Annotated in this window: 17 protein-coding genes; 7 read left to right on the top strand and 10 right to left on the bottom strand. The window is 40.0% G+C overall.

All coding sequences use genetic code 11. The annotated features are described in order from the left end of the window. Positions 1-24 precede the first annotated feature (24 nt). From ACFFRD_RS17910 to ACFFRD_RS17930, 5 genes are all read left to right on the top strand, one after another. Positions 25-306 carry a hypothetical protein gene (locus ACFFRD_RS17910; RefSeq protein ID WP_012407154.1) on the top strand — a complete coding sequence of 94 codons (282 nt, stop codon included), beginning with the start codon at positions 25-27 and terminating at the stop codon, positions 304-306. A gap of 2 nt (positions 307-308) precedes the next feature. Next, positions 309-620 (top strand): hypothetical protein, encoded by a 312-nt coding sequence (locus ACFFRD_RS17915; RefSeq protein ID WP_012407155.1) that lies wholly within the window; start codon positions 309-311, stop codon positions 618-620. A gap of 374 nt (positions 621-994) precedes the next feature. Then, positions 995-1,357: a hypothetical protein gene (locus tag ACFFRD_RS17920; protein WP_167755972.1), complete on the top strand. Its 363-nt coding sequence runs from the start codon at positions 995-997 to the stop codon at positions 1,355-1,357. A 135-nt stretch (positions 1,358-1,492) separates the two neighbouring features. Continuing rightward, the gene (locus ACFFRD_RS17925; RefSeq protein WP_392482586.1) at positions 1,493-2,500 is read left to right on the top strand and encodes an LLM class flavin-dependent oxidoreductase; all 1,008 of its coding nucleotides are present in this window, start codon (positions 1,493-1,495) and stop codon (positions 2,498-2,500) included. Beyond that, positions 2,490-2,864: a hypothetical protein gene (locus ACFFRD_RS17930; RefSeq protein ID WP_181930331.1), complete on the top strand. Its 375-nt coding sequence runs from the start codon at positions 2,490-2,492 to the stop codon at positions 2,862-2,864. Before ACFFRD_RS17925 ends, ACFFRD_RS17930 begins: the two co-directional genes overlap by 11 nt. 238 nt (positions 2,865-3,102) lie before the next feature. Here the strand turns inward: ACFFRD_RS17930 and ACFFRD_RS17935 are convergent, their stop codons facing one another. The 3 genes from ACFFRD_RS17935 to ACFFRD_RS17945 all read right to left on the bottom strand — a co-directional run bounded on the left by ACFFRD_RS17935 (position 3,103) and on the right by ACFFRD_RS17945 (position 8,249). Beyond that, positions 3,103-3,774, bottom strand: coding sequence for a Coq4 family protein (locus ACFFRD_RS17935; RefSeq protein ID WP_392482588.1), 672 nt, complete (start codon positions 3,772-3,774; stop codon positions 3,103-3,105). 568 nt (positions 3,775-4,342) lie between these two features. Continuing rightward, positions 4,343-5,926 carry an alpha-amylase family glycosyl hydrolase gene (locus ACFFRD_RS17940; RefSeq protein ID WP_392482590.1) on the bottom strand — a complete coding sequence of 528 codons (1,584 nt, stop codon included), beginning with the start codon at positions 5,924-5,926 and terminating at the stop codon, positions 4,343-4,345. Between the two features lie 472 nt (positions 5,927-6,398). Continuing rightward, complete coding sequence (locus tag ACFFRD_RS17945) at positions 6,399-8,249, bottom strand: adenylate/guanylate cyclase domain-containing protein (protein ID WP_392482592.1); 1,851 nt, start codon at positions 8,247-8,249, stop codon at positions 6,399-6,401. 887 nt (positions 8,250-9,136) lie between these two features. Here ACFFRD_RS17945 and ACFFRD_RS17950 point away from each other — a divergent pair. After that, entirely contained in the window at positions 9,137-9,658 is a 522-nt protein-coding gene (locus ACFFRD_RS17950; RefSeq protein WP_392482594.1) for a WD40 repeat domain-containing protein, read from the top strand. Positions 9,659-10,195: 537 nt separating this feature from the next. Then, entirely contained in the window at positions 10,196-13,897 is a 3,702-nt protein-coding gene (locus ACFFRD_RS17955) for a PAS domain S-box protein (RefSeq protein WP_392482595.1), read from the top strand. Between the two features lie 112 nt (positions 13,898-14,009). On the opposite strand, the gene hypB is transcribed toward ACFFRD_RS17955, so the two are convergent. From hypB to ACFFRD_RS17990, 7 genes are all read right to left on the bottom strand, one after another. Beyond that, positions 14,010-14,831: a hydrogenase nickel incorporation protein HypB gene (hypB, locus tag ACFFRD_RS17960; RefSeq protein ID WP_392482596.1), complete on the bottom strand. Its 822-nt coding sequence runs from the start codon at positions 14,829-14,831 to the stop codon at positions 14,010-14,012. Beyond that, positions 14,822-15,163, bottom strand: coding sequence for a hydrogenase maturation nickel metallochaperone HypA (locus ACFFRD_RS17965; protein ID WP_334703552.1), 342 nt, complete (start codon positions 15,161-15,163; stop codon positions 14,822-14,824). Before ACFFRD_RS17965 ends, hypB begins: the two co-directional genes overlap by 10 nt. A 20-nt stretch (positions 15,164-15,183) precedes the next feature. Beyond that, positions 15,184-16,287 carry a hydrogenase expression/formation protein HypE gene (hypE, locus tag ACFFRD_RS17970; protein ID WP_392482597.1) on the bottom strand — a complete coding sequence of 368 codons (1,104 nt, stop codon included), beginning with the start codon at positions 16,285-16,287 and terminating at the stop codon, positions 15,184-15,186. Between the two features lie 45 nt (positions 16,288-16,332). Then, complete coding sequence (gene hypD / locus ACFFRD_RS17975; RefSeq protein ID WP_392482598.1) at positions 16,333-17,511, bottom strand: hydrogenase formation protein HypD; 1,179 nt, start codon at positions 17,509-17,511, stop codon at positions 16,333-16,335. Positions 17,512-17,605: 94 nt separating this feature from the next. Continuing rightward, positions 17,606-17,869, bottom strand: coding sequence for a HypC/HybG/HupF family hydrogenase formation chaperone (locus ACFFRD_RS17980; RefSeq protein WP_392482600.1), 264 nt, complete (start codon positions 17,867-17,869; stop codon positions 17,606-17,608). A gap of 76 nt (positions 17,870-17,945) precedes the next feature. Beyond that, a complete protein-coding gene (hypF, locus tag ACFFRD_RS17985) occupies positions 17,946-20,294 on the bottom strand; it encodes a carbamoyltransferase HypF (RefSeq protein ID WP_392482601.1) in 2,349 nt (782 codons plus the stop codon). A gap of 97 nt (positions 20,295-20,391) precedes the next feature. Next, positions 20,392-21,606 (bottom strand): hypothetical protein, encoded by a 1,215-nt coding sequence (locus tag ACFFRD_RS17990; protein WP_392482602.1) that lies wholly within the window; start codon positions 21,604-21,606, stop codon positions 20,392-20,394. Positions 21,607-22,524: the final 918 nt, after the last annotated feature.

Raw genomic sequence — 22,524 nt, forward strand, 5'->3', positions numbered from 1 at the left:
TAAAATCAACCAAAACAAAACACCATGTCAGAACAACGCCAGCAACTATATTTTAATCTGATTGATGAATTGCTCAAATGCCCTAATGGTCAAGAACCAGAAATTTTAGAATCTAAACCAGAATTAATTGACTCTGGTTTCGTAGAAACAATGTTACAAGTAGCAACGATGTTTGCCCATGAAGGCAATCAAGATGGTGCCAAGTTTTTATTTTTTGTGGCGCGTGAGCTAGCTAAAGAATTGGGTTTATACCCAGAAGTTCCCAATACCGAAGTTGAAAATCCTGAAGTTGCGAATAAGGAGTAAAAATGCTGTTGACTTCAACGGATGCGGGACAAATCGCTTTAGAACTGCTGATGGCAGATTGGAATATTTCAGAAGAGAATCGGGAGTGGTTCACAATCTTTAACTCTCGTCTGATTGGCGAGAGTTGGTACACTGTGGAATTAGGTGTAGAAGGATTTCCTGATAGATGGTTTATTCAAGTATATGACACTGGAGCTTGCGATCCAAACTATACATTTATATCACCAATCCGTGGTTCTGAAGGATTCACTGATTTTGTAAATGTGCCAGATATCATAGCCGAGGTCTTAGTTTGTGAACGCAATGCTCGATAATAATTAAAAATTCAACATTTAGAATTCAATATTGAAATGTGCTAATTAAATACATTTTATTTGAATTCATGATTTTTGATATCAGAGTATTTGGGAGCATCTATCCCTGTCGATGAAAAATCGCGGTTAATCTTGCACGCTGACTAAAAAACTAATCCACAGAGGTGGGTTTTGTTTTGTATCGATAACCGCGATCTAGGTATTCAAATCAATACTTTGATATTTCATTCAATATAAAGATGCTTTACGCAAATCGGAGGTGATGCCAAATAAGGTACACCTCTTTTTTTATGTAATACTTAATATTTTATTTAAGCCTAGTAAGGTATTTTGTTATATTTAATTGATAAAATTATGTTATATTAAATAGCGTGATGGACGCTACAGAAATATCAGTTCCAATGATTGCTGAAGATATCTTAGCCAAAGAATTCACAAGAGTCCTCAACCACTACTACCCAAAAGTTGGGGAATTACTAGATGGGTGTTATGTGAAAGTCATCACCTGTTTTTGGGGACGACCTGCTCGACGGTTGCAATATATAGGAATTTATTGCTCTGACGAAATGATTTCCTGTGTGCAAGCCCACAAAGAAATTCTTAGAGAAGTTGCAGACAATATGGGTCTAGTCCAAGTAGTCTGCATGAATGCCAAACGATTATTGCGCGATCCGATGTCGAAGGTCAAACATAATAACCCACGGCTATGGTTGGAGTTGCAGTGGGTTGCAAATTAGTTTTTGATCGCATTAATGGAGAGGAGTAAAGGTGTTTGTAGTGAAGACTTTAGTCCTCAAATATTTAAGCATTAAAGTGCTTACTACGAACATATTGACCACTAGAATAGCCAGCACAAAGTATCAAAGCAAGTAATGAAAACTGGAATTTTCTGCAATTACGATAATCATCACCAAGATGCTCGTCGTGCCATTTCTGAGCAAGTCGCGCTGATAAAACAGGCAGAAAGTTTAGGTTTTGAGTCAGCCTGGGTGAGTGAGCATCATTTTAGTGAATCCAATCTCAGCCCGTCTATGTTGCTGTTAATGGCGCACTTGGCGGGATTGACTTCAACTATCCAATTGGGTACTGCGGCGGTGTTACTGCCATTCCATAACCCGATTCGGGTAGCGGAGGATATCGCCACTCTGGATAACCTGTGCAATGGACGATTATTATTTGGAGTTGCTAAAGGTGGCCCCTTTCCCCAACAAAATAAACATTTTGCGACACTCCCAAGTGAAGCCCGTCCCAAAATGCTAGAAGCGATCGCACTGATTCACAAGCTGTTATATGAAACTGATGTATCATTTAATGGCAAGTATTATCAATGCGATCGCTTAACAATTTACCCAAAACCATTGCAGAGTCAAGTACCAGTGTATGTTGCCACTGGCGGCGATGATGGTATCGAGTTTGCTGCTAAACATTCCTTCAGCTTGATGGGTGGGCCGCCATTCTCCCTACACAGATTGAAGGATACTGTTGCTAAATATCGAGCCTTAAATTCTAGTGGTGCAGAAAACTTCGTGCTGGCACGCTTTTTTTATGTTGCCAAAACATTTGATGAAGCAGTGAGTGAGGCATTGCCTTTCATCCGCCAATTTAGCCAGAAAATGAAAGCTAATACGGCTCAAGTATTGCAGAATAGTGCAAACCCCAACCAAAAACCATTTGACCGGACAAATATTTGTTTCGACGAAGATTATTTGATTGAGAACTCAATTATCGGTGATGTGGAGACTTGTCGAGACAAAATCAAGAAATTTCAAGACGAATTAAATTTAGCTACCCTAGCCCTCAAACCCTCGTCTGCGGATTTGCAAAAAAACCTGGAGAGTTTGACGCGCTACAACCAAGAGGTGCGAAATTATGTCTTCTAAACTATACCTGCTTCCTCCCGATGATTTACCTCCCACTGAGGTAACGAAACAGGATGGAATGCTGCAAATGGAGCTAGAACAGTCTACTGGTAGATGCTTTTATCTAGCTTGCGATCGCATTACGCGAGTCCTGTTATCTAATTGTCAGTGGTATATCACAACAAATGCTAGCATCCTCACATTAATTGTTGACTGCCCTGATTTAGTATCTTACTGGCATATTGTTAGCAATATTGCCCAGTTGGGTAATAGGTTAGAGCGGTTTGCTAGTAATGGCAAAATCCGCGTTTATCCACCATTTGGAAAAGGGATGCCATTTGAAATCAGCGTAAATGAAATATCAGCTTATCGAGATTGGCTTTGAGCCTGGATTTCTCACAAGTGAGAAATCAAGGAGTGTGGGAGGTGTGGGAGGATGGGGAAGAAATCTGACCCCGCACACTCCCCACACTCCCCACACTCCTCTGCCTACAGTATCGTGAGAAATCCGGGTGAGGTAAATAGAAACTGGGAATCACACAAAATATAGCTGTCTTCCACCCTGTACTCCTAAAGTGCAGGGTGTTGCAATTTTTATCAGAGCTGCTTTCAAAATACCAGTTTTACGAAATAGAATTCACACCCAGACGTTCACGAATTTCGCTGACTTGTACATCCCAAAGTTGATCCCATTTTTGCGCGATTAACTTGCCTGGAGTATGAGAACCCACCCTGTAGCCACGAGATATTTCTGTCATTAAATCTTTAAAATTATTAGGTTGATAAAGGCTAATCATCACCATGCCAAAACTCAAAAGCATGACGCTGATGGGAATTGGAGTCTGAGCTAAGAAAAAAGCTTGTAGACCAATTTCACCAATTCCATTTGTGTCAAATCCAGCGACTACATGATATATGTCATGGGTGGATCTCCAAAGCATTTTAAGATAGGAAATATCATCAACAACAGGAACTTTTTTATAAAAGTAGGGATCGAATCCTCTAGCTTTCATTTCTCTAGCATAAACATGACCTAAAGTTCCCTCTGGGAGTTTACCTAAATCATCTAAATTGAAAGGTGCTGGTAGCCAACGTTCTGTAAACAACGCATTCACTTCAGGGATTTTTTTTAGTTCATTAACAGCTAGCTGTGCCATTTCTGTTTGGTCGAGTGCGTCCTCGAAGTCAAATACTCTATCAGTATTACCATCTCCAAATTTTAGGGCACTAGATGCCAGGAATTGAATGTAAGCAAGGAGTCCTTTATCATTGTTGTAAGTAATTATATTCTCCATAGTAATTCTCTGCTTTGAGATATAATTTTGCTAATTGAAATCTGAGTCTTCAATATTGGAATATATTTATCCAGGTTTTCATGAATCTTCAGAGGTATTTAGCGAAACTTTTTGCTATAAATATGTCTAATTAACAAATTTACTTTGACAAATAATTTTAGATTTCACTAACCCGTATTAGATTAAAAACAGTTAATAAAACAGGAGTCAGAATACAGGAGTCAGAATTCAGAATACTCTACCCATAAAGGGATAGAGTTTTAAGGCGATTTTAATTTTTTTCGCCCATCAGGGGCGAGGTTTTAACCAATATTCAGACGCTCACAGACTCGCTCTAAGCGAAGCCATGCCGAAGGCTTTACGCTGGGCTATCATCCACTCGTACAGAATTCAATTCTGTTAGCGGATAGCTAAGGTTTAGCCCATTCTGACTCCTGAGTTCTGAATTCTTCTTATAAAAATTAGAACATAGATATTTAGTAATTTCAGGGGCAAAGCTTCTGGTAAAAGGTTATAAATTTAAACCAGGTTTTTTATCTCAAAGCTTTGCCCAAAAGCTAGTGTTTGCTTACGCTAAAATCACCATTCCCGAAGGTGGCAAATCAATTCGCACAGTTGCGCGACGGTCGTTATGATGTTGCACAGCTACAGTTTGGTCGCGGGGTGGGTGGCGTAAATATGAATCGCTCCAATCGCTTTTGTATAAAAACGTCATGGTCGAGTCTTGGGGATGTATATAAGTATCTACTGTGACTTCTGCACCGCGATTTTCTAAGCCGTTGGTATTTAGTACCATCAGCACTTCTGTGTCAAATAAAGTCTGTGACCAAGCAACTAATTCGCCTTGTCCGGGAATCGAGAAGGGGGAGTTACAAAAGGATGTTTCGCGTAGGTAGTGATGTCCACGGCGCAATGCTTTACCAATTTTATCGTGACTGTTGCGAATCCGCGCGATCGCAGCTATCCGCAAATAGGTAGGATGGTCGATATCGAAAAAATGACAGTCTGCTGTTTGAAATGCGCCAAAAGCACCGCCAAACATTGCTTCTTTGATATATCTATCTTCCGCAAACCTTCCGCCTTCTATGCTGTAATCGTGATAACCTTCATTTCCATCAAAAGCCTGCTCTGTTCCATAATAAATAGCAGGAATTCCTGGCATCGTTAATTGCACACCAACAGCATGAGCAACTTGCTCATAGAGATTAGGTACATTACTGTATGCGGCAAATCGCTGCTTATTAGTCCGGGATGACATCTCATAGTCATCCAAGATGGAGACATGATATATCCCAATTTGGCGGTATTCTCCAGCGAGATTGTTTTCGCTATACAAATCGAAAAATTGTTTGGGGTTTACTAACCCTTTTGCGAATGCAGCCAATTCATTAGGGGTCTGTGCGATGTCTAATACAGCACTAAGGTTGCGAGCAATAATGTCTATGTAAGCACCAGCCATACTACCGGAGGTTATTTCCCCAGTCAGTAAAAAGTTGTCTTTACCGATAGATTCGGCGTATTCACGGACAGCTGTGCAGAATTTGCGGGAATCTTCTGGAGAAACGTGCTTGAGGCTATCTATTCGCAAGCCGTCGCAGTCAGAAAGAGCAATCCAATATTGATAAACTCTGGCTAAAGCTGCAATTACATCATTTCTGTTAAACCAGTTATCAGCACTCTGGCTGTAAATTACATCTAGGATGACATACATCCTGCGATCGTGGGCAGCATCAATTAAATCTCTTAAATCTTGACGGGTGCCAAAGTGCGGGTCAACATCTAAAAATTCTTGAGTGCGATCGCTGTGGTAAGCTTCTAACTCAGAACGTTGCCGCCAAGGTGGATTAATCCACAGCGTTGTTATTCCCAATCGTTGCAAGTAGTCTAATTTACTCTTAATTCCTTTAAGATTACCACCAACAAATTTTGTCCCTGCTGCCATCCAGTTGGCTTTATCCTTAACCTGGAATTTTGCAAGATTGGTGTGGTCAAAAAGCTCCCTTTGATTTTCATTATCGTCACTGAATCTATCTAATACCAATTGGTACAAAAACTGGTCGCGCCAACTGATAGGACTCGGATAAACTCTCCCTCGTGGTTTTAGGTCTGTTTCGGAGAGTTGCTGGGGTGTCAATTCTTCAACTTTAGCCATGAGGATTTACACACAGATAGGAAAATGGAAGTATGCATTTTAGATGTTAGAAAACATACTTTAAATTTTCATTAACCTGCGGGGGGATTTTGTAAATTAGCGACTTTATTTTTCGATGATAGATTTTAGTTTAAACGTAGATGCGCTTCTCTACGAGACGCTACGCGAAAGCTTTGCCGCCAGGCTAGGGGTGCAAAAAAAGTGTGTAAGAACACAAAAAATACGGAGAGATAATAAATAGAGTTTTCACAAATACTTTAAGACTGCTATAGGACTCATATTTGATTTCTGAAAAAATTTAGTACAACTCAAAGAGCCTTCTTGACTATTGCCTCCTACACAAATAAGTTTAGAAATCAAAGACGCTCGATAGCGCAGCGTAAAGCCTTCGGCATGGCTTCGCTTAGAGCGACGCAGGAGCGTCTGACTCGCTACCGCTTCGCTATCGGATTGCTATATAGAATTAAAATTCTTAATTAGGTTTTTGAGAAATTATTTGATAAAGGTTATCAAACTGAGTTATGAGTGATGGAGGAACAGACGTAAAATGAATATAAAATTTTCCTTTAATTGTCGGTTTTTCTAAAACTTTGGCATAGATATCTTCACTGACTTGTGCTGAGTTTTTAGATATGAAAAGATTTATTTTAAGATTAGTTAGCTTCGGTGGTACTTTACTGGGAATATCTACTTGTAATTCAGCTCCTTTTGCTGATAGTTTGACTAAACGCCCGTAAAAGATTGGATTACCCATTTGTTTTTCATCCAAAATAGTGTATAAAAGCGGAATCTCTTGAGGAACAGGTAAAAATAATTCTTCTTCTTTGGGTAAATAAAGATTGTATCTTCCACCCACACCATATACCTCGTAAATGGTAATTGTCTGGCTCACACCTTTTGGCTGAACTTGCTTTTGTCCGATAATTTTGATGCTTGATCCGACTTCTTTAAAAGTCTGCTCGGAAATGAGAATTTGACCGCCACTAGTATATGACTCAATTCGATAAGTGAGATTTACTTGACTACCGACAATTCCATATTTAGTCCGTTTTTCGGAACCAATATTGCCGACTATAACTTCACCTGTATTTATACCAATCCCCATTTCTAATGGTGGCCAGCCGAGGGCTTTCATTTTTTCATTAACGCCACCCATTGCTAACTGCATGGCACAGGCACAGGTAACTGCTCTGAGGGCATCATCTTCTTTTGCGATTGGGGCACCAAATAAGACCAGAATACCATCTCCCATAAACTCATCAATTGTGCCTTGGTAATGATTAATCACATCTGCCATGTATTCTAAATAGAGGTTGAGAATGTGAATAACTTCTTCTGGGGGAAAGCGTTCTGATAGAGCGGTGAAGCCTCTTAAGTCAGAGGTGAGGATAGTAATTTTGCGGCGTTCACCACCAAGTTTTAATCCTTCCGGGCTTTCTAACAAGTTAGCAACAACCGTATCACTCAAATATCGTCCGAAAACTTGGCGAATTAATTGGTTTCTTTTTTCTAATTCAGTGTTGGCTTCTGCTAAATCTGTAGTTCGTTCTTTGATCCGATGCTCTAAATTTCTACTATTTTCTCGGAGTTTCCCAACAACAAGCGTCAATCCTGAAAGTCCTAAAACTGACATACCACCTAACATGGCGAATGTTCCTTGGAGACTTTGATTGGTCTTGGTTACTAAATTATCGAGAGATTGAGATATCTCCCAAACTCCAGCAACATCTCCTACTTCCCAGTTTTTCTTTGGACTAGTAGCATCTGTGTTATGACAAGTTACACAACTTGCTTTCATGATGCTAGCTTGTGCATAACGTAAGGTGGTGTTTCCATTTTTCTTCTCAAGGCGATAGAATTTTTGACGAGGGTTTTCTTTCAAGAAGTTGAGTGCATCGCGCTCAAATTCGTCTCTTGCTCCCCCTTTCGTGCGCCAAGGATATGGATAATTACTATATAGTCTTACAGACATTTCGGCATTTTTTTCACTAATTTGCTCACCAAGTTCGATCGCAAAAGTCGAGGGTAGGGGGATTGCACCTTTGGTATTGAGGTAAGCGTGGGTGACGGTAATTCCAGGTACGAGTTTAGCTCGCTCGGCGGCGGCGGCGCTGTAGAGGTCAAAAGCTTGAGTTAATGATTGGATATTCAAAGCAGCATTTTGCACTGCTTGGGCTTCAATTAAGCTCGATGAAAGCGCAGACATATTAGAAATTGCGATCGCGATCGCTGCACATAACATCAGCGTGAGTACGAGAGTAATTCTCTGTAACAGTAAACGTAAAAGCGATTGCCAAATTCGATTAATTAATAACTGAATCATTCGAAAAACTGTTTTTTACTAGTTAAAATTTTTGCAGAATCTAGAGAATATTAAAATAATTCGTAATTTTTATCCGTAATTAAGTTTTGCAACAGTGAGAAAGACAATATTTACAAAACTTGCTGATGAAAAACCCAGGAGCTTAAACCACCAGAATTTGTTAATGTCTCGGTTTATCGAACAGAATTCAGGAGTCAGGAGTCAGAATTCAGAATAAATTTTGTATGACACAACGATCGGCTTAGTGCATCGCTGACGGATGAATAATCAGCGTTTTTGCACCTCCACGAAACAAGAAAATTTGTTGGTGCAACAATTCAGTTTTGGGTATGAATCTCTTACTGATAGGGTAGCGATAGCATAGCATTAACGAAGAACGAGCGTCGGAACGAGCATCTTGATTCTGACTCCTGAATTCTGACTTCTGAATTCTTCTTCAATGCTCAACGGCAAAGCCTTGTGTAAAGAATTTGTAAAATATTGCATATTGTTTTTGCTATTATCTGATAAATGAATTATGCCATTCTAATTATAAAATTTAAAGTGCATTTAACTTTTGTCAATTGCAGCAATGGATATTGATCAAGCACTCGCATTTACAGACGCTCTTGTTTTTGCCAAGTCAAGAGTTCATTTAAGCGATCTCCAACAGTTTCAGAACAGCAATCGAGCGGGCGACGGCACAATCAAACCAATACATTGAAGAAAAAACGCGAGTAAAATTTACTGATAATCTGCTAGTTGCAGAAGCGCAAACTTGCTATCAAGATTGGGGAGATGCAATCGATGTTGATTTTTTCTACGGAAGACAAGCAGAACTAGCTCAGTTACAGCAGTGGATTTTGGTTGACCAGTGTCGTCTTGTGGCTGTGTCAGGAATGGGTGGGATGGGAAAGACTTCTCTCTCTATCAAGCTGGCGCAACAATTACAGAGTGAAGTCCAGGCGATCGCTTTTAGTCCAGATGGGCAAATTCTCAGTAGCGCTAGTGAAGATGAAACAGTGCGCCTGTGGTCAGTTGATACCGGTGAATGTCTGAATATTTTTGAGGGACACAGTAATAGTGTTTGGTCAGTTGCCTTTAGTCCAGAAGGTGATATTTTGGCAAGTAGTAGCTTAGATCAAACAGTGAGAATTTGGGATAGGCATACAGGAGTTTGCCTGAAAGTGCTGCCTGTCATGCCTCATGCGATGCGATCGGCGATCGCATTTGGTAAATCTACAGAACATTATGCGATCGCTAACGGCAGCCAAAACGGGACTATTCAGATTTGGGATGCCAAAACGGGTAAATATTTGAAAATACTGAATCCTGACAGACCTTATCAAGGAAGTAATATTACAGGCGTAACAGGAATCACGATAGCTCAAAAAGATGTTCTCAAAGCGTTAGGTGCCTTCGAGATTTAATTCAGGACTTACGCAAACAATAGTCATAACGGGGGGCAATTAATGAATTGCCCCGTTTTGCTTGTCCTGACAATTCAGATCGGGAGCATCCACTTTTGGAAGAAATTTACTCAAAAATTACCCAAATCAATTCATGTAGTCACGAGCAAAGGTTTTATGCTTAACCTCAGAGCTTTTATCTTTGTCTTTACCTTATATAGGCACTTTTGTAATTAACAAGTTAGGCTATATAATCAATCTAATACATTTTTATAAGAAAGTTATCAAATTACAAAAAACTATTTAAGTACATTAGGAGTCGTGAAATAACTTCTCTTTTGAAAAAAATTAACCTTGATTAGTAGGGGTTCAGCGATTAAAAAAGGTAATTTATTCGTGTGGGGTTCCTTAGCAAAAATTTAAAATCATAACTTTGATTAAACCAGAAAGCTAAATTTTGTCAAAATGGCTTGAAGATTGATAAATTTTAAGCTTATTTTGTCATTCTCTGATTTTTGAAATAAACTCTTTAATTGCTTTAACCAACAGACTAAACTAATGCGCTCACTTTCTCCTGTGGATTTACCTACTTTAGAGCAGATAGTTGAATGTTCTCCTTTAACTGTATTACCTGATACCCCACTTATTGATGTTATTGCTCTAATGAATAGGGTAAACAGCAGTATAGTAGAGTCTAAGTTTGATTTTAGTAGTTGTGTTTTAGTAGTTGAAGAAACAAACTTAATCGGTATATTAACTCTACGGGATGTAATCCGCTTGACTGGGATGGGCAAAGATTTATCCAGTGTCAAAATCTCAGAGGTGATGACACAACCAGTCATCAGCCTGGGGTTGTCTCAGGCTCAAAATGCCCTCACAGCTTTATCTTTCATGCGTCAACATTGTATTCGCCATCTACCTGTAGTAGATGATCTTGGGCAATTGGTAGGCTTAATTACCCAAGACAGAATTCGTCAGGTTATCCAACCACTTCACCTGTTGAAATTGCGATGTGTGACGGAAGTAATGGTAACTGAAGTTATTCATGCTCTCCCGACTACATCTGTGCTGGAATTGTCTCAAATCATGAGCGATCGCCAGATCAGTTGTGTGGTAATTGTCGCCGAACAGAAGACGAAATTGATCCCGGTGGGGATGATCACTGAAAAAGATATTATTAAATTCCATTTACAGGGACTAGATATAGCCCAAACCCAGGCGCAAGATGTGATGAGTACCCCTGTATTAAGCATCACTCCCACTGAATCTTTATGGACTGTTCACCAGTTGATGCAAGAGCGAAAGGTGCGGCGATTAACCGTAGTTGGAGAACAAAGCGAACTGCAAGGACTGGTGACACAAACTAATCTCCTGCAAGTGCTTGATCCCCTAGAAATAGACAGGGTAATTCAAGTTTTGCAAGCAAAAGTTGAGGAACAAACAGTTAAACTTAGGCAATGCAACCAGCAGTTAGAACAGGAAGTTAAACAACGCCGCCAAGCTCAACAAGAATTAGAGTTAAGGGTGGCAGAGCGTACAGCTGAACTACTGCAAGCAAATGTACGTTTGAAACGGGAAATTGAGGAGCGCAAACAGACTGAAATAGCACTCCAGCAGCGTGAAAATCAGTGGAAAGCTCTTTTTGATCATGCTCTTGATGCGATCGCTATTACCGATGACGAGGGGCGCTATATAGAGGTCAATCCAGCAGCCTGTAAGCTGTTTGGTGTATCTAAGGAAGAACTGTTAGGTTCCACAATCGCGGATTTTGCAGCCCCCGAATTTGATTTTACCCAAGCTTGGCAACAGTTCCACGAACAAGGACAAATGTTTGGTGAGTTTAACTTATATTGTCCCGATGGCACAGTGCGAGAAACTGAATTTGCGGCGGTTGCCAATTTTATACCACATCGTCATCTTTCAATACTGCGGGATGTGAGCGATCGCCAAGCCGCGCTACGCGATCATAAACAAGCTGAGGAAACCCTCAGAGAAAGCGAGCAACGGTTACAACTGGCGCTTAGTGTTGGTAAAATTGGCCCTTGGGAATGGAATCTAAAAACCAATCAGGTTATCTGGTCTGAGAGTTTGTTTACTTTATTTGGTCTAACTCCTGATAACTTTGATGTCAGCTATGAAAATTTTTTAAATCTCATTGTCCATCCTGAAGACCGCGAATTGCTGCATCAATCTGTTTTGCGAGCAATTGACCAGCAAGTACCCCATAATCTCGAATTCCGGTTTATTTACCCAGATGGCACAGTTGGTTGGTCAGTATGCAAGGGTCAAGTATTGTATGATGACACCACCAATGAGCCACTCCAGATGATTGGGGTGAATATAGATATTACTGAGCGCAAACAATCGGAACTTGAAATCCGTAAATTTGTTTCTCTGACCGATAACAGCACAGAATTTATCGGTATGTGTGATATGAATTTTGTGCCATTCTATTTGAACCCGGCGGGTATGCAACTAGTCGGGCTGAATGACACTCAGCAATATAGAGAAACGCCAGTCAGGGAATTTTTCTTTCCCGAAGATCAGGACTTTATCATCAATGAATTTTTCCCGCGTGTTTTGCGTGAGGGACGGGCGGAAGTAGAAATTCGTTTCCGTCATTTCCAGACGCGAGAAGCATTATGGATGCTTTACAGCGTTTCTTGCGTCAAAGACATGAACGACCAGCTAATTGGTCTAGCAGCCGTCAGCCGCAATATTAGCGATCGCAAGCTGGCCGAACAGAAAATTGCCGAACAAGCGGCCTTAATTGATATTGCTACCGATGCCATTTTTGTCCGCGATTTAGAAAACCGCATTCTATTCTGGAGTCGAGGTGCTGAAAACTTATACGGTTGGACAGCAGAGGAAAGCATGGGGAAATTAGCCCATGAACTTTTCCAGGTAGAATCCTTGTCTCAACTAGCAGCAGGTTTAAAAACCACTCTCGAACAAGGTTCTTGGCAAGGGGAGTTAGAAAAAACCACCAAAACTGGGAGAAAAATTATCGTTGCTAGTCGGTGGACACTGGTACACAATCAATTCGGACAAAGCCAATCTATCTTATCAGTCAATACCGACATCACCGAAAAAAAACAACTAGAGCAACAATTTTACCGGGCTCAACGCTTGGAGAGTGTAGGAATTCTAGCCAGTGGCATTGCTCACGACCTCAACAACGTCTTTGCTCCCATAATCATGATTGCCCAATTGCTGCCTTTGAGATGCAAAAATGTGGATGCGCGGACTCAAGAACTATTCAAAACACTAGAAAATAGCTCACAGCGTGGAGCGAACTTAGTTAAACAAATTCTCGCCTTTACCCGTGGTACAGAAGGGAAGCGCATCTTGTTGCAACCTGGGCATTTGCTCCAAGAATTGGTCAAAGTCATCAAACAGACATTTCCTAAATCTATTGAAATTGTTAATGACATTCCCATAAACACATTGTGGATGGTGCAAGCTGATCCCACCCAACTAGAACAGGTATTTATGAACTTGGCAGTCAATGCCCGTGACGCTATGCCCAATGAGGGTATACTCACAATTAATGCCGAAAACCGGATGATTGACGAAACAAACGCCCGAATGCACCTGGACGCGAAAGCCGGAGGCTACATCGTTGTTACCGTCTCAGATACAGGGACGGGAATCCCTCCAGAATTCTTAGAGCGCATATTTGATCCCTTTTTTACAACTAAAGAAGTTGGTAAAGGTACAGGGCTAGGACTGTCAACAGTTTTAGGTATCGTCAAAAACCACGGTGGTTTTGTGGAAGTATCAACTCAGGTAGGTAAAGGGACACAATTTCAGGTGTTTTTGCCCAGAGGAGAAGGCAAAGCAACCGAGACAATAACAAAGGCAGAATTACCTGAAGGTAATGGCGAATTGATTTTAGTTGTTGATGATGAAGACTTAGTAAAACAAACCAATCAGGAAACTTTAGAAGATTATAACTACAAAACCCTTGTAGCTAACGATGGCATTGAGGCGATCGCTTTGTATGCCCAGTATAAGGAACGAATTAGTGTAGTTTTGCTAGATATGTCCATGCCCAATATGGACGGATTAACAACTATCTCCATCCTGCGAACGTTCAACCCCAATATTAAGATTATTGCCACCAGTGGTTTACCCGCTAACGAGCAAAAGGCTATTGCCGTTGGTGCTGAGAAGTTTCTGTCTAAGCCTTACACAGCGACAGATTTATTGACTACTTTATCTGCTATAATCGGTCATCCTGGGGAGCCTCAATCATAGGCAAATTACACTCAAATCTGACCACTGAATTTCGATTTACGCTGCCACTAATTCCGCTTTTTCCAGCAGTCATGGTGCGATCGCTAATAGTTAAACATGATAATCAAGTTAATTAATTTACTACCTTTTCAGTTACCCATTTATACCAATTATCTAATCCTACACCAGTAGTTGCAGAAACCTGAAAAATCTGAATTTGGGGATTCACTTCACTAGCATAATCTATGCACTTTTGAACATCAAAATTTACATAAGGTAGCAAATCAATTTTGGTGAGAATCATTACATCACTAGCACGGAATATATGCGGGTATTTTATCGGCTTATCTTCTCCTTCTGTGACAGAAAGAATCACGACTTTTGCCTGTTCTCCTAAATCAAATAAGGCTGGACAAACCAAATTTCCGACATTTTCAATCATCACAACTGAATTTAGTGGCGGATTCAGTTGTTGTAAACCTCTGTCTATCATGGATGCATCTAAATGACAGCCTGTTCCGGTGTTGATTTGGATGACTTTAGAACCTGTTTCTTTAATTTTTTTGGCATCATTAGCAGTTTCTTGGTCGCCTTCAATTACACTAATAGATAATTGATGTTTTAAATCATTGATGGTTCGCGTTAAAAGAGTTGTTTTCCCAGCACCAGGAGAACTCATTAAATTTAAGGCGAGAATATTTCGACCTTTAAACCATCCCCGATTTTGGGCAGCTAGCAGGTTATTCTTTGCTAATATATCCTGTTCTAAAGATATCGTTGTGTTATGTATTTTGGCATGAATTTGAGGTGCTTCTATATGAGTGTCATGACTATGGGAGTGAGTGATGACAGTTCCATCTGATAAAGTGTGAGTATGATTATGTTCAGCTTTATCTGTTTCTAAATTTGTAATTTTTATTTCGCCATCATCAGAACAACCGCAGGTTACACACATAATTCCTCGATTTCTATTTCTTTAATTTTCAGTTCTTCACCAGTAATTAAATCTAATTGCACGCTACCACAGTTACATATTCCAAACGGTTTATCTAAATAAATTTCTGCACCGCATTGGCGACATCGCCCTAAGCCTGGGATTTCCAAAATTTCTAATGTCGCCCCTTCTAAAACTGTGCCTTGGGTGCAAATATCAAAACAAAATCGGATAGCATCGGGCATAATGGCTGAAAGTTTGCCGATTTCTAATAAAACTCTCTGCACTTTTGCGCCTTTGGCATTTTCAGTCACAATTGCCACAATATTTTGGGTAATTCCAAATTCGTGCATATTATAAAATTTATTAAAAATTAACAAATTCTTGGTAATTGGTCGCCTACTAACATATCAACAATTCTTTCAGCACCAAAAACTGTTTTTAACAAAACTATACCTGGGGGTGAAGAAAGAACTTCGCCAATAATACAAGCATCTTTGCCTGCTGGGTGAGATTTCATAGCTGATAAAACGTTGTCAGCATTCTCTTTTGAAACCATTACAACTAACTTACCTTCATTAGCTAAATATAATGGGTCTAAACCGAGAATTTCACAAACTCCGTTGACTTCTTCTCGCACTGGAATAGATTCTTCAAAAAGACGAATTCCCACATTGGAACTGAGGGAAAATTCATTTAATACTGTGGCTAAACCACCGCGTGTAGCATCTCGCATAGCATGAACTTGGGGACATACATGGAGAATAGTTTCTACTAAACTATGCAACGGCTGACAATCACTTTCAATATTAGTATCTAAAGCTAATTCGCCACGGGCAATTAAAATTGCTGTCCCATGATTGCCTATTTCACCATTAATTATTACTGCATCTCCAGGTTGGATATTGTGAGCGGAAATGTTAACTCCTCGTGGGATGATACCAATACCAGCAGTATTAATAAAGAGTTTATCGGCTGCACCACGATGTACAACTTTTGTGTCACCAGTGACAATTTGAATATCCGCTTTTTCTGCGGCTGCTTTCATACTAGTTGCGACACGGCGTAAGGTTTCTACAGGTAATCCTTCTTCTAAAATTACGCTACAAGTTAAATATAAAGGTTTAGCACCACTGACAGCTAAATCATTAACTGTACCATTTACGGCTAATTCTCCTATATCACTACCGGGGAAAAATAACGGGTCTACAACATAAGAATCTGTAGTAAATGCGAGTCTGTCTCCTTGTTGCATGAGACTGGCTAAATTAAAGCTGGCTTGGTCTTCTAATTGGGAAAGAATTGGATTATCAAAATTGCTGACAAAAATATCATCTATTAAATCGCGCATGGCTTTACCGCCGCTACCATGTGCGAGAGTTATATGAGTATCTCGCACTTTACCTTGGCGACGGCGGACTTGTTCCATTTTTTGAAACAAGGAATTTTGTGCTGAGTTGGTGGGAGAAATATTCATATTAAAATTGAGGATTTTTTTAACGCAGAGTATTTAAAAAATGTCTTAGTCTAAAGAAAAACCGCAGGCGGGAAGAGGTTTTTGAGTTATTTTTGGTTTTTGGGTGATAGTTCTTTTGGCAATGGTGGAGAGTCGCCCATATTTGTAATAAGCTGCACAAGCGCCTTCAGAAGATACCATGCAAGCACCAATTGGTGTTTCTGGTGTACAAGCTGTACCGAATACTTTGCACTCCCAAGGTTTTAAGACTCCTTTAAGGATTTCTCCACATTTACAAGCTTTATGGTCGGCTACTTTGAGATTCGGAATGGTAAATTTAAGTTCGGCATCAAATTGGGCATATTCAGGTTTGATTTGTAATCCTGAATAGGGAATGTCACCTAAGCCGCGCCAATCAAAACTATCTCGCACGGCGAAAACTTTATTTATGGCTTGTAGGGCTACTGTGTTCCCAGTTTTTTCTACAATTCGGTTATATTGGTTTTCAACTTCGCAACGATTTTCTGTTAGCTGTTGCAATAGCATCCAAATTGATTGGAGAATATCTAAGGGTTCAAATCCTGAAACAACTATTGGCTTATTATATTGTTGGGAAATAAATTGGTATGGGTCACTGCCAATTACCATACTGACATGACCAGGCCCAACAAATCCATCTAGTTGCAAGTCGGGATTATCTAATAGTGCTTTGAGGGCGGGAATCACAAGGACGTGATTGGAAAACATACTAAAGTTATGAATTTCTTCGGCTGCTGCTTGCAGAATGGTGAAGGCGGTGCTGGGGGCTGTGGTTTCAAAGCCTAATGCGAAGAAGACTACTTCTTTGTCTGGGTTATCTCTGGCAATTTGCAGGCTATCTAAGGGAGAGTACACCATACGGATGTCTGCACCTTGTGCCCTGGCTTGCAGTAAAGTGGTTTTGGAACCGGGAACTCGCATTGCGTCGCCAAAGGTGGCAAAAATAACGTTATGATTTTGAGAGATTGCGATCGCATCATCTAATCTCCCTTTTGGCATAACGCATACTGGACAACCAGGCCCATGAATTAGTTCAATGGTTTGGGGTAATATTTCTTCGATACCGTATTTAAATATGGAATGGGTATGTCCGCCGCATACTTCCATGATTTTGATGGGTTTTTCTAGCTGGTGGCTTAATTTGGTGATTTCGCGGAGTATGGCTTCTGCTTTTTCCGGTTCGCGGAATTCGTCAACATATTTCATAAGGATTTGGGAATAGTAAGCTTTATGTCAATACGGCTGAGTTAAGTATTTCTTTCTACTCTCTGTGCCCTCTGCGCCTCTGCGGTTCGTTAAGTTAAGTACTAATCCCTGCTTGGGCTGCTGCTGCTAATTCTTGGAATAGTTGTAATGTTTCTGCTGCTTCTTGTTCGTTAATTCGATTCATGGCAAAGCCAACATGCACTAGCACCCAATCGCCAATACAAGCTTCGGGAGGATGTTGTTCATCTACGATGCAGGCAATATTTACTTCGCGCTTCACACCACCAATGTTAACTAGGGCTAGTTTATGGTTAACGTTGGTAATTTCTATAATTTGTCCGGGGATTCCTAAACACATTTTTTTATTTTGAAGATAAACTAACCGCAGAGGCGCGGAGAACACAGAGAGAATTATTTCTAAGTTTTTTCAAAAATCAAGACTCATGTATTAATTGTGCAGCTGTAATAACTGCTTGTCCTAGAGATAATCCGCCGTCATTAGCTGGAACTAAGCTATGAGTTAGTACTTTTATCCCCAATGTTTCTAATCGTTTGCTAACTTGCTGTAACAATATACAATTTTGAAAGACTCCTCCTGTTAAAGCTACCTGATTAATCAGATTTTCTTCACAAAGATGCTTAACAATTTCCACAATCGCATTAGCTAAACCTTTGTGAAATTTGGCAGCTATAACTGGTTGGGGAATCTGCTGTTGCAAGTCATAGAGTAAGGCTTGCCACATTGGGCGTGAGTCTATACAGTAAATACTATCTGAAAAGCTAAAACTAAAAGGGTATATTAGCGCTTCTTTATCATTATTTAAGCTACTAACATCTACTATAGCTTCCATTGCGATCGCAGCTTGTCCTTCATGGCTACATTCTTCAGGGCAAATACCGATAGCCGCCGCTACTGCATCGAACAACCGCCCCACTGAAGAAGCTGGAGGAGAGTTAATTTTTTTCTCTATAAGTTGATTGAGTAGTTTTAGTGGTTTTTTATTCAGCAATCTTACAATTTCTAAATCAGCATACTGTTGTTGGCAATCATCCCAAAGGTTAGCAGCTATTAATTGGGCGTAGGTATTACGCCAAGGCTGATAAATTGCTTGTTCACCACCAATCATTGCTACTGGTTTAAATGTTGCTAGTCGCTGAAATTTTCGATAATCCGCTAAAATAAATTCTCCGCCCCAGAGTGTACCATCATCACCGTAACCTAAACCATCTAAAGCAATACCTAATACTGGAGGTGAATTTAAAGGAATCCCATTTTCTGCCATACAAGCAGCAATATGGGCGTGATGATGTTGGATTTGATGAATTGGAATTTGATTTGTATCTGCTAGTTCTTTACCAAGTTTGCTGGAAAGATATTCAGGATGTTTATCAATGGCGATTACTTCTGGTTTATGTTCAAATAAGTTCAAGTATAAGTTTAAAGTCTCTTGATAAGCATTGAAAGCCGCAGCATTTTCTAAATCCCCCAAATGTTGAGATAGAATTGCTTCTCCTTCACGCAATAAGCAAAAAGTATTTTTTAACTCACTACCCATTGCTAAAATTTGCGGTACATTGTCAAATCCCGGTGGTAAGCTAATAGATGCTGGTGCATATCCTCTAGCACGGCGAATTGTTTGGACTTTCTCACCGATAACTCTTACTACTGAATCATCTACCCGATTAATAATCTCTCTATTGTGAAAGAGAAAATAATCGGCGATTGTCCCTAATTTTTCTCTTGCTTCGTCATTATCAATACATTGTGGTTCATCGGCAAGATTACCACTTGTTAAAATAATTGGGCGATTCATCCGCCGCAGAATTAAATGATGCAAAGGCGTATAAGGTAACATGAAGCCAAGGGTATTTTGCCCCGGTGCTACCGATGGTGCTACAAGTTTTTTACCTGTCGCTTGTAATAAAACAATTGGTGCAGCAGAACTTGTCAATAGTTCTTTTTCTTTAGCGTTGACACTACAATATTGTTCAATTATTTCAATATCTCGCGCCATTAAAGCAAATGGTTTATGATAGCGCTTTTTGCGCTGACGCAGTTTTTGGACAACGGTTTCCTGAGTTGCATCGCAAGCTAAATGAATACCACTTAAGCCTTTAATTGCGACAATCTCACCCTTTTGCAACAAGGTACAAACAGCATCCACATCATCCAGCATGGAAAACATGGAAGCAGTAACCGATTTCCCATCAGCGCGTTCTAACCAAGCTGTAGGGCCGCAAACATGACAAGCTACAGGTTGGGCATGAAAACGGCGATTTTCAACATCGTGGTATTCCTTTGCACATTCGGGACATATAACAAACGCAGACATACTGGTATTGCATCTGTCATAAGGAATCGCACGAATAATACTCAGGCGAGGGCCGCAATGAGTGCAGTTGGTAAAGGGGTAACGATAAAAGCGGCTAAAGGGGTCGAATATTTCTTTTTGACACTGTGGACAAGTAGCTGCATCAGGGACAATTTCTGTTTTAATGGCACTATTGAGGCTACTAGAAATCACAAAATTGTTAAAGTTAAATTTACCTTCATAAGGAATTCTAGTTAGCTGATTAATTTTTGCTAATGGTGGACATTCTGTTTGCAATCTGGTAACAAATTCTGTTAATGCTTCCTCACTACCAGATACCCGAATTAATACACCTTGCCCATCATTACAAACATCTCCATACAAACCACAGGCTTTAGCAAGACGATATACAGTAGGGCGAAATCCTACTCCCTGAACAGTACCGCGAACTCTAATTTCTTCAGTCGCCATATAAATCTGACTTTCAAAAATGACGCTACGCCAAATTTCCTTGGCTTCTTATTTCTTTCTTTGCGTACTTTGCGTACTTTGCGGTTCGTTTATCATATTACAAATTATTAAACTGCCACAGCAAAATTCGGTTATTCCCAGAGTCAGCTATTACCAACCTATTGCCACAAATTTTTATCCCGTAACACCAATTTAAACTATCTCGTTTAGGCAGTCCGAAATTACGATTTTCACCTTTACTTTGAAAATTTATTTGTCCTGCCAACCCATCTGCCATTACACCTTGCAATGATAAAATTGATTCTGGCTTTCTCCATCCTAACAAACGAGAATTAGCTGTATCTGCAACTACTAACCAATCGCCAGCCACCGCCACACCATAAGGCATACTCAAACTGCTAGCGCTAGGAGAATAAACTCCTTGATTCATTTCCACAAAATTAAAGCTTTTTTGCCCTAAAACTACAGCACAAGGAGTATTATTTTCTGTTGGCATTCCCTGCCAAATCATCACTCGGTGATTACCTGCATCGCTGACAACCAAATTTTCTCCCCAAAAAGCGATGTCGTGACACCAACGCATACTAGCTGCGGTTGGAGAATCACCACCGTTTTCATTGCGAGATATCATATCCGGTTGTCCCAAAACTAAATCAGCCGGTTGACCATTTTCTGTTGGTAACTGATGCCAAATTAATAGTCTTCGATTACCCGTGTCAGCAATAAATAGCCGTCCTTGATGATAGTAGACACCATAAGGCCAGTGCATTGTACTAGCAGATGCTTGTTGATTGCCTCGATTTGGTTCATTATCGGTAAAATTAAGTTGCCCTAACACCAAATCTGCTGGAACATTATTATCTTCTGGTAAGTTTTTCCAAATCAAAACCCGATGATTCCAAGCATCGGCGACAGCTAACCCTTCGCCGCAAGCACAAATGCCTGTTGGTACACTTAAGGTTGTCCTTCCCGGTGTAGTTTTAGCATTTTGTCCTTCATGATAAAAGTCAGGCTGTCCAATTACCCAATCAGCCGGTTGACTATCTCTCGTGGGTAAATTTTGCCATCCTAATAATCGGTGATGTCCGGTATCTGATACCCATAATGGGCCAGTTTCTGATAACAAACAAGTACCACGAGGCCCAAACATTGTTGTGGCATTGGGCGCTACAGGTATGACTAATTGTTCGGGTTCAATAATGTTACCTAAAATTACCTCCGCACCTTGAGGTGATAGAGGTAAATATTGAGGATTTTCTGTTGCTTCTAGCGGTAATTGTGATATGGGATTACTTATGATTGGGATATCCATGAACCGCAGATAGAGGCTGATAATTATTTAAAAACATTAATGTTGATTAGCATGTAACAACAGTAACGGTTTTGCATTATGCTTTTTTCAAATTCAGTTAAAACCTCTAATCAACTTCTGTATTAATCAAGCTTAAAAACTCAAGATAGCCTTTAGAGGATGTTTGAAAAGTCCTATTCTCAGTATTAAATAGTTTTAAATACCCCTAAATTCCCCTTAAAAAGCTACGGTGTACACACAAGTTATCGAATTACCCCACCCTAGCCCTCCCCTTGCAAAGGTGAGGGAACTAGATTTTCTTGTTTCCCCCCTTTCCAAGGGGGGATTAAGGGGGGTAATCCAGGGTTTGGGTTTTCATTGCCAAGATGTGTGTACACTCACTCTAGTCTTAAAAGGGGGGTTAGAAGGAATGTAAAAATGCCTAAAGTCACAGCAAAATACTTTTCAAAAAACCTTTTAGTAAGTTTTGCTACATAGCGAATCTTTGGCATGAGTGCGCGATTTACTGAAATGAGAAAGCAAACTGGGGTTTGAGAAAGTAAAAGCTTATTTTACTTGCGGAAAACACTAAAATGAGTAAGTCAAATGACCTTTTGCTTGCGGAAAACACTAAAATGAATAAGCAAACTGGAGTTTGAATAAGTAAAAGCTCATTTTGCTTGCGGAAAACACTAAAATGAATAAGCAAACTGGGGTTTGAATAAGTCAAATGACCTTTTGAGAAAGTAATATGCCTTTTTACTTTCTCAAAACACTAAAATCAATACCTGAATTACACAAATGAGAATAAAGTTAGGGATATTGAGAAAGCATTCGGGCATTTTGCTTGCACAAAAAACTAAAATGAATGCGCGAACTACTGAAATAAAAAAGCAAATTAGCCATGATTGACTAATCGCCAAGTATATTTGCTGAAAT

The organism is Nostoc sp. C110 (assembly GCF_043099725.1).
GTDB classification, from domain to species: domain Bacteria; phylum Cyanobacteriota; class Cyanobacteriia; order Cyanobacteriales; family Nostocaceae; genus Nostoc; species Nostoc muscorum_A.